This window comes from Hydrogenophaga sp., from assembly GCF_030656115.1.
GTDB lineage: Bacteria > Pseudomonadota > Gammaproteobacteria > Burkholderiales > Burkholderiaceae_C > Hydrogenophaga.
The window spans coordinates 18469-30754 of sequence record NZ_JAUSOO010000118.1; the positions used below are offsets into that span (position 1 = coordinate 18469).

Consider the following 12286-nt stretch of genomic DNA (forward strand, 5'->3'; position numbering starts at 1 on the left):
CACATCCGAAGCCCTCCTCCGCGAGGGCTTTGTTGTTTGCACCTACAATCCGCACGCGTTTGAAAAACGCACTCGCTAGGGGTGTTGTGGCCTGTGAAGGCCACGACTGAGAAAGTCCCTTTGAACCTGATTGAGGTAATCCTCGCGCAGGGAAGCAGCCACGCAAAGCCTGCCGCACATCCACCGTGCGGTGTTCAAGGCCAGCGCAAAGCCGACCTGCCATGACTGTCCCACGGACAACACCTATGGCAAAAACAACCCGTCTCTCTCAGCCTTTTCCATTCAAACCCCGCAGCGCCGCCCTGGCTTGCCTGATCGCTTGCGCGCCTGTGGCGCAAGCGCAAAGCACAGCACCTGCGGCCAGCCTGCCCGAGGTCGTGATTCAAAGTGGCACAGCCACCGTGGCTCCCGATGTCGGCGGATTCGCCGACCAGCCGCTGAGCAGCACGCCGCTCAGCGCCACGGTGATACCGTCAGACGACATCGCCCAAACCGGGGCCCGCCGCTTGAGCGACCTGTACCGCCTGGACGCATCGGTCTCTGACGCCTACAACGCCGGTGGCTACTACGACTACGCCAGCGTGCGCGGCTTCGTCATCGACAACACCTACAACTACCGCCGCGAAGGCTTGCCCATCAGCGCCGAAACCGCGCTCCCGCTGGACCACCTGGAGCGCGTGGAGCTGCTCAAAGGCACCAGCGGCATCCAGGCCGGTACCAGTGCGCCGGGTGGCCTGTTCAACCTGGTGGTCAAGCGCCCCACGCAAAACACCTTGCGCAACCTGCGCCTGGAAGCCACCAGCACCGGCAACGCCTTGGTGCACGCCGACCTGGGCGGGCGCCTGGGTGACGACAAGGCCGTGGGTTACCGCCTGAACCTGCTGGGCGAGCGTCTGAACAGCCACGCTCGCGGCACCGAAGGCCAGCGCGCCCTGATGGCCCTGGCGCTGGACGCGCGCTTGTCGCCCGACAGCCTGCTGGAAGGCGAATTCGAGATTTCGCGCCGCAGCCAGGCCAGCGTGCCTGGCCTGAGCCTGCTGGGCAGCGCCCTGCCCCCAGCCGACGCCCGCATCAACATCAACACCCAGCCCTGGACCCAGCCCGTGGTGTTCCAAAACTTCAGCGGCAGCCTGCGCTACACCCAAGCCGTCAACAGCGACTGGAGCTGGCAAGCGCAACTGGGCACACAACGGCTGAAAACAGACGACCGGCTGGCCTATCCCTATGGCTGCTTCGATCCGGTTGCCAATGAATACCTGTACAGCTACTGCCCCAATGGCGACTTCGACCTGTACGACTACCGAAGCGACAACGAGCGACGCCAGACCACCGCCGCCCAGTGGCGCATCAACGGCAAGCTGAGCACCGGCGCGGTGCAACACCAGGTCAGCGCCGGCGTGGTGACCAGCCGTTTCACCGACCGGGGCCAGCCGCAAGCCGACAACAACGCCCCGGTGGGCACAGGCAACCTCTTCACGTTGCCACCGTTCGCACCGCTGGCCGACACCACCGACCCGTACACCCTGCGCACCGAACGCAGCACCGAATTTTTTGCCACCGACGTGATCCGCTGGAACAAGCAGCTGCAAACCTGGCTGGGCCTGCGCCACACCCGACTGAACCGCGCCAGTGTGCGAACCGACGCAACGCGGGCCACCGACTACGCCCAGAACGTCACCACGCCCTGGCTCGCCGCCACTTGGCAATTCAACCCCACCCACATGGCCTATGCCAGCTGGAGCCAGGGAGTCGAATCCGAGGTCGCTCCCGACCGCGCCCGCTACACCAACCAAGGCCAAGCCCTGCCTGCGCTCAAAAGCAGCCAATGGGAGCTGGGTCTAAAGTCCGACAACGGCGCCCAGCGCTGGAACGCCACGGTCTTCAACATCACACGCCCCGTGTCTGCCGATTTGCGCCTCGACCCCACGCTTTCGTGCAGTGACAGCCGCCCGGGTTCTTGCACCCGCGTCATCGACGGCCATGCCCGCCACCAAGGACTGGAACTGGGCGGTGGCCGCACCAGCGGCGCCTGGACCTACCACGCCAGCGCGACCTGGATCCATGCCGAACGCCAACACTCGGCGATCGACCCCACGCTGAACGGCCAACGCCCCACCAACGTGCCCAATTGGGTGCTGCGCGCCAACCTCAACCACGCCCTGGCCACCGTGCCCGGTCTTCACCTGGGCGCGCACCTCTCGCACGAAGGCCGCCGCGCGGTGGTGCCCGACGGTTCGCTGCAGCTGCCGGCCTGGACGCGTGTGGACGCATCCCTGCGGTACGTGACCCGGCTGAACGGTCACCCAGCCAGTTGGACCCTGTCTGTCGACAATCTTCTGGATCGGCCGTACTTCAAAGAGTCACCCTACCAGTACGGCCACGTCTACCTGTTCCCCGGCGCCCCCCGGACCGTTCGCTTGGCGCTGCAAACAAATTTTTAAGAAATTTTGGACCCACTTGATAAAACGGTAAAAACCTCTCTATAATTCGAGGCTGTTCCCTGATAGCTCAGTCGGTAGAGCGACGGACTGTTAATCCGCAGGTCCCTGGTTCGAGTCCAGGTCGGGGAGCCAAAAGTCAGTTTTAAAAAGCACTTGATTCTCACGAGTCAGGTGCTTTTTTTTCGTCTGAACGCGCGCAACCCGCCTACACAATACAGCTTCGTGCGGAGTGGGCTGGTTGGCAAGACCGCATGCTCTGCGATACTTGTGCGCCTACCGAACCCATCCGCCCATGGGCTCAAAGGGTCGATCACCGGCCTGCGGGGCACAGCCACCCTACCCAAACTCCCGATGCAACTCCTGCCCATCCCCGCATTCACCGACAACTACATCTGGGTGTTGCACCATGCGCAACGCGCGCTCGTGGTGGACCCGGGCGAGGCCGAAGGCGTCTTGCACTGGCTCAAGTTGCAAGGTTTGCAGCTCGACACCATCCTCATTACCCACCACCACGCCGATCACACCGGTGGCGTCGCCGCGTTGCGCGAGGCGACCGGTGCGCGGGTCGTGGGTCCTACCGAAGAACCCATGCCCGAACCCCTGCAACGCGTGGACGAAGGCGATGTGGTGACGGTGCTCGGTCTGTCCTTTCAGGTCATCAAAGTGCCTGGGCACACCGCAGGGCACATTGCTTTTTTCTGTCCCGACGTCGATGGCGCACCCCTGCTCTTCTGCGGTGACACACTGTTTTCTGGGGGCTGTGGTCGCCTGTTTGAGGGCACACCGACCCAAATGTTGAACGCTTTGGACAGATTGAGCCGCTTACCCGATGCCACCCAGGTCTGTTGCACGCACGAATACACACTCTCCAACCTCAAGTTTGCACAAGCCGTGGAGCCGGACAACGCCGAACTGGCAGCCTACGTGACACATTGCCAGGCGCTGCGTGCACAGAACTTTCCCACGCTGCCGAGCTCCATCTTGGTTGAGAAGCAGATCAACCCATTTCTTCGCAGCCGTGAAACAGCGGTTCGACAGGCGGTTTCCACCCACGACCCCCTTGCCTCCAACGACGACGTGAGCATTTTCGCTACGCTCCGGGCATGGAAAAACGTTTTCAAATAATCCTTACCGCGCTATCCGCCTGCATTGCTTTGCCAACGTTTACCACCATCTCTCGCCGCACTCCCGCCCATCCGGACGTACCCTGTCATGCACAGGCGCGCAGATCCCAGTTCACACTGCTGGGCCTGTTGATGCTGTTGTTAAGCGGTTGCGCCACCGTAGGCCAAGATACCCACACCAGCCAACCCACGGGATTTGACCGTCCAGTCGTCGAGACGACCCTCCCAAAATCTGCCAAGCAACGCCCAAGCCTGCCTGCCGGACCACTCAGCGCCCTGGGTACCGCCACCACCAGCCTACCCGCGGTGGCAACGCTGGCTGCGCCTTCAGATTTATGGGATCGCATCCGCCGCGGCTTGGCAATGCCAGATTTGGACACCGACTTGGTTCGCAGTCGCGAAAAGTGGTACACCAGCAAGCCCGACTACATCCAGCGCATGACAGCGCGTTCAAGCCGCTACCTGTTTCACATCGTCGAAGAGATTGAGCGACGCAACATGCCGATGGAACTGGCGCTGCTGCCGTTCATTGAAAGTGCGTTCAACCCCCAAGCGGTATCCAGTGCGCGCGCGGCCGGTATATGGCAATTCATGCCAGCCACCGGCGAGTCGTTCGACCTCAAGCAAAACGTCTTTCGCGACGACCGCCGCGATGTACTGGCCTCCACCCGCGCCGCACTCGACTACCTGCAACAACTGCACAACCGGTTTGGCGACTGGCACTTGGCGCTGGCAGCCTACAACTGGGGGCAGGGCAACATCAACCGGGCCATCACCCAAAACAAGCGCAAAGGACTCCCAACGGGTTACACCGATCTGGGCATGCCCATGGAAACGCGCATGTACGTACCCAAGCTTCAGGCGCTGAAAAATATCATTGCAAAACCCGAAGCATTTGGCACCCAGCTGCCACCGATTGGCAACCACCCATTCTTTGACACGGTCACACTGGACCGAGACATGGATGTGTCCGTCATCGCCCGTATTTCCGGCATCAGTGAGCAGGATTTCCGTGCACTCAACCCGTCGCTGAAACACCCGGTCGTGATGGCTGCGGGGACACCCAACATCTTGCTGCCCTGGGAGAGTGCGGCGGTGTTCCACAGTGAATTGCAAAAACACAATGGGCCGCTGGCCACTTGGACGGCCTGGGTGGTTCCCACCACCATGACGGCAGAACAAGCCGCCGAACGTGTCGGCATGAATGTGCGGGAACTGCGCAGCATCAACACCATTCCACCGCGCATGCTGGTGCGCGCTGGCTCCAGTTTGATTGTTCCCCGCAATGGCCAGCGCAACAGCGACGTATCGATGCACGTGGCAGACAACGGCCACCTGAGCCTCCAGCCTGAAATGGTGCTGCGGCGCGCCTCGGTGCGGGCCCGCAAAGGCGAAAACCTGGCCCAACTGGCCAACCGCTATGGCGTGAGTCCTGTGAGTGCGGCAGGCTGGAACAAGCTTGCGGTCAACGCACAGCTCAAGCCCGGCCAACGCATCACCCTGATGCTGCCGCAGCGCACCGCGGGCACTCTGGCCTCATCGCCTCGGAAAACCGGCCGCGAGGAAAGCTCGCCATCATCTGTGCGAAAAACGGTTGCCAACAGCAAAAAATCACCACAGGCAACCCAAAGAACCGCCAGTAAAACCAAGGTCGCAGCCAACGCCAAAAAGACCATCCAGCCTTGAACGACAGAGCGATCTCACCCAGATAGCCAAAACGCTCGAACGGACAACAGGTCTGCGCAAGCGGATGCGATATTCAAGCTCGGTACTTCGCCTTGGCTTTTCGAGCAAACGTATTGGTATAGGTGCGCTCCAAGTCCATCTGTTTGAGCGAAAACACATCATCAAACAAGGACAATACGCGTGCTGCCGTGGCAGGCCCTTCGTCAGGCATCACGCCGTCTGGGGCCCAGGCCTCACGAGCGCGGCTGAAAGCAGCCAGATACAGTGCACGATCCCCTTGAAAATAGCGCTCAGGAACCGCTTTGATGATGTCAGACGGACCGGCTGTCTGCAGCCACTTGAGTGCACGCACCATGGCATCTGCCATGGCCTGACACAGGCGCGAATAACCCCCAATGAACTCAGCCGGTGCGATCAAGGCCCCTGCGGGCATCGGGCCACCGAACACCTCAGCGTTGCCGCGCACCGTGCGGGTATCGGCCACCACGCGCAGGGCGCCGCCCTGCTCCAACCCTGTCATCACCGGATCGGTGTAGCAGATGGCATCGATCTGCCCTGCGCGAAAGGCCTCAACGGCACCCTCAGCCGTGGGCAGGCTGATATAACGAACCTCTTGGGTACTCAGCTGGGCTTTGGCGAGCAGCAACCTTGCGATGCGGTGGGAGGCTGTGCCGAGTCCCATGATGCCGATTTTTTTTCCGCGCAGGTCACGCAGTTGCCGGTAATAGCCCATGGTGTGCTGTGACACACCCAGCACAATTTGGGGTGCGCGACCCTGCAACACAAATGCCTGAAACGCTTGTTCGCGAGACATCAGGCTGATGGTGCTGCTGTAGCCACCGGAATACATATGAGCGGCGCCCGACAACACCGCTTGTACCGACTGGTTGGCATCGGCAAACTCACGCACGTGCACATCGAGACCCTCGCTGCTGAAGTAACCGAGGCGCTCGGCAATGGTGAGCGGCAGATAGCAAAAAGCCGCTTTGTTATCCACCGCCACCACCACACGCGCGGCCGCTGTGCGCGCTGCAGGCACCGGACTCACTTGTGCACGGGCACTGGGCAAGCTGCTGCCCAACAGCGCAGAAGCGCACAACCGACACCACCCACGGCGGTTCCACATGGATCATCCCTTCGCAGACTTGTTTTTAACTTGAAACAAGGTTACGCGAGGGTGTACCAGAGCGCATCGGGACGAATCCCGAGCGGGTTTCCACCGAGAGCAAACGCAAGGAAACGTAACGACCAAGCCCACAACAGTGGGCCCAGGTCCCCGAGGTTCAGGCGAACAAAATCGCGATATTGATCGCCAGTGCCAACACCCAAGTCAAGGTGCGAGCGGTGGCCAGGTCGGCCACATACATCATGATGTAGAGCAGGCGCAGCACCACAAACAGAAAGGCCAATACATCCAGCCGAGCCTGGTAGGCACCCAGCTGATGGGCAATGATCACCGCACCGATGAAAAACGGCAGCGCCTCAAAGCTGTTGGCCTGCGCCGCATTGGCCCGCGCCCGCCAGTTCTGCTGGTTGGCGAGCCAGGCACGCGGGTTGTTGTTGTCAAAACCACCCGCACGGCGCGGCTTGGCAAACATGCCCCACTTGGCCAACCCGGCACACAAAATGGGCAACAGTGCGGCCACCAGAACGGCCCAATAAGCCACAGTCAATCCAGCCAGTTTCATCGATAGCTTTCTAAAAAGCGGGGTGGCGACTCAGCGCCGGTCCGCCAATGCATGAGCAATGGTGCCCAAATCAACATACTCCAGCTCGCTGCCCACCGGCACGCCCCGGGCCAGACGGGTCACCTGCACCGGGCGCCCTTTGAGTGCCTGGGCAATGACATGTGCCGTGGTTTCACCCTCGGCTGTGAAATTGGTCGCCAGGATCACCTCGCGGACTTCGCAGGTCGGCGCCAAAGAGGCGCCCTGCTCAGGTTCAAGGGCAGCGTCTTCCTCCACCGCATTGCCGTCTGGAAAGGAGGTCACTGCATCAATGCGGTCAAAGAGTTTTTGCAGACCAATGTCCCGCGGACCCACGCCATCCAGCGGACTGAGCTTGCCCATGAGCACGAAGTACAGCCCTTTGTAAGCGCCTGTGCGCTCCATGGCGGCCTGATCGGCTGGGCTTTCCACCACACAGAGAAGGCGGCGGTCCCGCCGCGGATCGCGACAGGTGGGGCAGATATCGTCTTCGGTAAAGGTATGGCACAGCACGCAGTGTTTCACATTGAACGCCGCGTGCTGCAGCGCCTGTGCCAGCTGTACCGCGCCTTCGCGGTCGTGCTGCAACAAATGAAATGCCATGCGCTGGGCCGATTTCACACCGACCCCCGGCAAGCGGCGCAAGGCCTGTACCAGCAGTTCAAGAGAGTGAATTTCGGCCATGGATTTTTCTTGGGTGCGCCATCAGGCACGTCGCGGCGCAACAAACCGCCGCTGGAAATGGCACAAAGAGCAAAGTGAACGCGTCTGCGCAACGAAGCGAGCTGCGGCCTCACGAGGCCTACCCGAACGCGACGTACCCTGTCGCCGTGCAACGGCACCGTCAATTAAAAAGGGAACTTCATTCCGCCTGGAAGGCCCGGCATACCTGCGGTGAGCTTGCCCATTTTTTCGTTGGATGTTTCTTCCGCCTTGCGAACGGCCGCATTAAAAGCAGCAGCAACCAAGTCTTCCAGCATGTCTTTATCGTCGGCCAGCAGGCTGGGGTCGATGGTGACGCGCTTGACATCGTGCTTGCAGGTCATCAGCACCTTGACCAGGCCTGCGCCCGATTCCCCGGTCACTTCAATGAAAGCGAGTTCGTCCTGAGCCTTCTTCAGGTTGTCCTGCATGGCCTGGGCCTGCTTCATGAGACCGGCGAGTTGTCCTTTGTTGAACATGGTTTTCCTTTTGGTTTGGAGTCAATAGACGAATGAATGGGATCTGAAGCGCTCAGGCCGCCAGCGGCTTGATCGAACCGGGGACGATTTTGCCGCCAAAGTCGCGCATCATGGTTTGCACGAACGGATCGCCCAGAATGTGGGCCTCGGCTTCGCGCTGGCGCCGCGCCGCTTCGGCCGCGACCCGCAGCGCGGGCGAGTCCGTCACCGTGCCGATTTCGACCGCCAGACGCACCTCGTGGCCCAGCGTTTGCAGGGCCACGGACAAACGCTCGCGGGCGTTGGCCTGGTTGAGTGTTTCACGCTCCACGCGCAGCACCCACTGGCCGGGGTCGCGTGCCACCAGCTGCGACTGCAAGGCCAGTTCGCGCACCAGGGCACCAATGGTCTCGGCGCGCACCAACTGCATGATGGCGTCAAACCAGAAATCACCCTCGGCCGTCGTCACCGGTGCGGCCTGTACCGCTGTTGGCTCAGCCGAATCCCGTACCCGCGACGGGTCCAGCCGGTCGGGCTCGCCCGCATCGTGCACAGGAATGGCGACCACGCGGCGCGAGGTCTGCACGCTTTCTTCCCAAGGCGGCCCTTCGTCCTGCGGCACAGCCGGTGGTGGGGCGATGCGCTGTGGCGTTGGTGTTGGCAAAGGAGCCGCAGCCACCGGTTCAGCGGCCCCGGCTTGCACAGCAGCCACGGGCGCGGCGGCCGGCTGCACCAGTGCCTGTGGCGCAGGCACTGTGCGCTCGGGCTGCGAGGGGAATCGCGGGCTAGCGGGCGGAACCTGCGGGGGAAAATTCAGAGTTTTTTTTTCAGCCAGGCTGCCTGACGCAGCGGCCGTGGGCTTGAAAGCCAGCAAGCGCAACAACACCATGGTGAGTGCCGCGTATTCGTCGGGCGCCAGCCCCAGCTCGCCGCGGCCGTGCAGGCACAGGCTGTAGAGCAACTGGGTTTCGTCAGCGGGCAGCGTTTGCGCCAGTCGCATGATCTCGGCAGCGTCCGGGTCCTCGTGTTCAGACGCTTCGGCCCGGCCGGGCACCGCCTGCAACACCGCCATGCGCTGCAGCACACTGGTCATTTCTTCCAGTGTGGAAGCCGCATTCAGGCCGTTCAGCCGCAGGGTGTCAATGGTGTCCACCACCGTGGCTCCATCGCTGCGGGCCAGCGAATCAATGAGACGCAGCACATAAGAGCGGTCGACGGCACCCAGCATCTGGCGCACAGTGGCTTCTTGCAGTTGCCCACCACCAAATGCAATGGCCTGGTCGGTGAGCGACAGCGCATCGCGCATGGACCCGCGAGCGGCGCGGGAAATCAGCCGAAGTGCCTGCACGTCCGACGACACGTTTTCAGCCTGCAGCACCTGCTGCAGATGCTCCAGCACCGTTTCAGGCGCCATGGGCCGCAGATTGAACTGCAAACAGCGCGACAACACGGTCACCGGCACCTTTTGCGGGTCTGTCGTGGCCAGTACAAATTTCAGGTATTCCGGCGGCTCTTCCAGCGTTTTCAACATGGCGTTGAACGCCGTGTTGGTCAGCATGTGCACCTCGTCGATCATGAAGACCTTGAAGCGGCCCTGAACCGGCTTGTAGACCGCTTGTTCCAGCAACGCCTGCACCTCGTCCACGCCCCGGTTGGAGGCCGCGTCCAACTCGGTGTAATCCACAAAGCGGCCACTGTCGATATCGGTACAGGCCTGGCACACACCACACGGCTCGGCGGTGATACCGCCTTGGCCATCAGCGCCCAGGCAGTTGAGCGACTTCGCCAGGATGCGCGACACCGTGGTTTTACCCACGCCGCGCGTGCCGGTGAACAGGTAAGCGTGGTGCAGGCGCTGGGTCGTCAGCGCGTTGGACAAGGCCTGAACCACATGGCCCTGCCCCACCATTTCGGTGAAATTGCGCGGGCGGTATTTGCGGGCCAGGACGACATAAGACATGGCCGCCATTCTAAGGCGCCGCCGGGTGCGCCCCGGTGAGCTGGCGACCGCCTGCGCGCAAGCGCGCATTCGAGGCAAGCCCCCGCCGCTTCGCCTACAATACGCTCCGACGGGCCTTCCCGCATGGTGAAGCGGCCAACCGGGTCAGGTGGGGAACCAAGCAGCCCTAACTGTAGAGCCAGTGCCGGGGTCAAGGCTCGTCACCTTCTTCTTTCTCTGAAATATCCGGCGCCTGCCGAGTCAGCGCACGCAAGGCCTGTTCGTCCAGCGTTTCGCGCTCCAGCAGTTCACGCGCACAGCGTTCGAGCAAATCCCTTTTTTCCTCCAGCAAGGTTGTGGCCCGGTCAAACCCGGTCATCACGATCTGCCGCACGGCCGCGTCAATGTGCTGCTGCGTGTCCTGGCTGGGCTGCCAGCCACTGGGCAACAGGCCGGGCACGTCCAATCTTGCGCGGTCATGAGAAAGCGGTCTTCGGTGGGCTGCTGAATGGCGTAGCCCAGCGCCCCGATGCCGCGCGGCATGATGGACACCTTGTGGATGGTGTCGGTGCCCTGCAGGCACATGGCCCATCTCGTGGCAGGCCCCCACCTCGCGTTCGCGGGGGTTGAGCACGCGGTTTTTCTTCTCCAAACCGGCCACGATGCGCTCCACCGCCACGATGAATCCATCAGGGCCACCATCTCTTGCGCATTGCGCCCTGTGGCGCCCAGCGCGGCTTCGTTGCACAGGTTGGCCAGGTCCGCGCCAGAAAACCCGGTGGGGAGCTGCGCCATCTGTTCCAACTCCACCTGCGGGTACAGCCGGATTTTCTGGATGTGAACTTTCAAGATTTGTACCTGGCCGGCCTTGTCCGGGTGGTCCACCGGCACCTGGCGGTCAAAATGGCCGGTGCGCGGCCGCGGGCCGGCTCGAACAGGTCGCGCACGCGGGCCGCCACCACGCCCACAACCATTGCCACCAACTCGCTGCCCGAAATGCCGAAAAACGGCACGCCCGCCCCACCGGTTTGAGTTCAATTCAGACGAAATTGGCGGTCAACACACCGCAAAAATCATCTTACCCAACCAAGGGGCGCAGACCCAACCTGCGACTTAGGCGCAGCCCTTTCAGGCCCGGCGCTGAGCCGCGTCAATCAAAATACATCAATTTTCAGGTTTTGCTGCTTGACCACCTGCTTCCAGCCTTCAAAATCTTTCACCAAAAACGCTTCCAGAGTGGCCGGTGTGCCGGTGGCGGGTTCCAGCGCGTCCAGCGCCAGCCGGGCCTTGACGTCGGGCAGCTCAACCACCAAGGCCAGGGCCGCGTTGAGCGTCTGCACCACCGAGGAAGGGGTACCGCGCGGTGCCATCAGGGCAAAGTAATTCAACACGTTGAAGCCTGGCAGGCCCGCTTCTTCCATGCTGGGCACCTGGGGCAGCGCGCTGGAGCGGCGCTGGCTGGTCACCGCCAGCGCCTTGAGGCGCCCGTCCCGGATAAAGGGTGCCAGCGCAGGAATGGTGCCGGTCAACAAGTGGATTTCACCGGACAGCGCGTCAACGGTGGCCGGCGCAATGCCGCGGTAGGGAATGTGTGTGACGAAGGTGCCGGTGCGTGCCTTGAGCGATTCCAGCACCAGGTGGTTGACGCCGCCCACGCCAGCCGAGCCGTAATTGAGCGCACCAGGCCGCTGGCGCGCCAAGGCCACCAGCTCGGGCAAGGTGTTGGCGGGCAAGGCGTTGTTGGCCGCCCAGACCAAGGGGCCTTGCGCAATCATGCCCACGGGCGCAAACCCGGTCAGTGGGTGGTAGCCGGCACCTGGCAAGGCTGCGGCCACGGTGGTGAACGGTGCGGCAGCCAGCAGCAAGGTATGACCGTCGGGTGCGCTTTGGGCCACGGCCTGCGCACCGAGGGCGCCCGAGGCACCCACCCGGTTGTCCACCACCACCGGAGTTTTGAGCAGTTCTGCCAGTTTGGTTGCGACCAGCCGGCCAATGGCGTCGGTGCCAGCGCCGGGCGCAAACGGAACAACGATCTTGATGGTGTGTTCTGGAAAACCTGCAGCAAGGCTTGGCTGTGCAGCCAAGCCCACAGCCCCCAGAACCATGCACTGCAGCCAGATGCGGCGCGCCAAGGCCGTTGTGAAAAGCATGTATCGACTCCTGAAAAAGACCGCGTGGAAATACCCTGAAGCCTATGCACCCAGGGTGACGCGCTGATGACACGCCAGGC

The 12286-nt window shown here is 62.3% G+C and carries 9 protein-coding genes, 1 tRNA gene, 1 other RNA gene, 1 pseudogene and 1 riboswitch; of the genes and pseudogenes, 5 read left to right on the top strand and 7 right to left on the bottom strand.

From position 1 onward, the window contains the following. The first annotated feature begins 67 nt into the window (after nt 1-67). Nucleotides 68-170: riboswitch (TPP riboswitch) on the top strand. Nucleotides 171-245: 75 nt separating this feature from the next. The 4 genes from Q7J58_RS14350 to Q7J58_RS14365 all read left to right on the top strand — a co-directional run bounded on the left by Q7J58_RS14350 (nt 246) and on the right by Q7J58_RS14365 (nt 5251). Continuing rightward, the gene (locus Q7J58_RS14350; protein ID WP_304829331.1) at nt 246-2441 is read left to right on the top strand and encodes a TonB-dependent siderophore receptor; all 2196 of its coding nucleotides are present in this window, start codon (nt 246-248) and stop codon (nt 2439-2441) included. 56 nt (nt 2442-2497) lie between these two features. Further along, nucleotides 2498-2573, top strand: a tRNA-Asn gene (locus Q7J58_RS14355). Between the two features lie 219 nt (nt 2574-2792). Continuing rightward, nucleotides 2793-3566 (top strand): hydroxyacylglutathione hydrolase, encoded by a 774-nt coding sequence (gloB, locus tag Q7J58_RS14360; protein WP_304829333.1) that lies wholly within the window; start codon nt 2793-2795, stop codon nt 3564-3566. 131 nt (nt 3567-3697) lie between these two features. After that, nucleotides 3698-5251 (top strand): transglycosylase SLT domain-containing protein, encoded by a 1554-nt coding sequence (locus Q7J58_RS14365; protein WP_304829413.1) that lies wholly within the window; start codon nt 3698-3700, stop codon nt 5249-5251. Between the two features lie 73 nt (nt 5252-5324). On the opposite strand, the gene Q7J58_RS14370 is transcribed toward Q7J58_RS14365, so the two are convergent. The 5 genes from Q7J58_RS14370 to dnaX all read right to left on the bottom strand — a co-directional run bounded on the left by Q7J58_RS14370 (nt 5325) and on the right by dnaX (nt 10077). Next, nucleotides 5325-6377 carry an ABC transporter substrate-binding protein gene (locus Q7J58_RS14370; RefSeq protein WP_304829335.1) on the bottom strand — a complete coding sequence of 351 codons (1053 nt, stop codon included), beginning with the start codon at nt 6375-6377 and terminating at the stop codon, nt 5325-5327. 157 nt (nt 6378-6534) lie between these two features. Then, on the bottom strand, nt 6535-6939 hold the full coding sequence (locus Q7J58_RS14375) for an MAPEG family protein (protein ID WP_304829338.1): 405 nt from the start codon (nt 6937-6939) through the stop codon (nt 6535-6537). Nucleotides 6940-6969: 30 nt separating this feature from the next. Then, nucleotides 6970-7641 (bottom strand): recombination mediator RecR, encoded by a 672-nt coding sequence (locus tag Q7J58_RS14380; RefSeq protein WP_304829341.1) that lies wholly within the window; start codon nt 7639-7641, stop codon nt 6970-6972. Between the two features lie 164 nt (nt 7642-7805). Beyond that, nucleotides 7806-8138 (bottom strand): YbaB/EbfC family nucleoid-associated protein, encoded by a 333-nt coding sequence (locus tag Q7J58_RS14385; protein WP_236965158.1) that lies wholly within the window; start codon nt 8136-8138, stop codon nt 7806-7808. A gap of 52 nt (nt 8139-8190) precedes the next feature. Beyond that, the gene (gene dnaX, locus Q7J58_RS14390) at nt 8191-10077 is read right to left on the bottom strand and encodes a DNA polymerase III subunit gamma/tau (protein ID WP_304829349.1); all 1887 of its coding nucleotides are present in this window, start codon (nt 10075-10077) and stop codon (nt 8191-8193) included. Between the two features lie 108 nt (nt 10078-10185). Here dnaX and ffs point away from each other — a divergent pair. Further along, nucleotides 10186-10282: signal recognition particle sRNA small type (ffs, locus tag Q7J58_RS14395), an RNA gene on the top strand. Here the strand turns inward: ffs and Q7J58_RS14400 are convergent. Together Q7J58_RS14400 and Q7J58_RS14405 are read right to left on the bottom strand one after the other, a co-directional pair. Further along, nucleotides 10268-11081, bottom strand: a pseudogene (locus Q7J58_RS14400) (hypothetical protein); the annotation flags it as partial. The gene ffs and the pseudogene Q7J58_RS14400 overlap by 15 nt on opposite strands. A 129-nt stretch (nt 11082-11210) precedes the next feature. Beyond that, the gene (locus tag Q7J58_RS14405) at nt 11211-12206 is read right to left on the bottom strand and encodes a tripartite tricarboxylate transporter substrate binding protein (protein WP_304829352.1); all 996 of its coding nucleotides are present in this window, start codon (nt 12204-12206) and stop codon (nt 11211-11213) included. Nucleotides 12207-12286 lie beyond the last annotated feature (80 nt).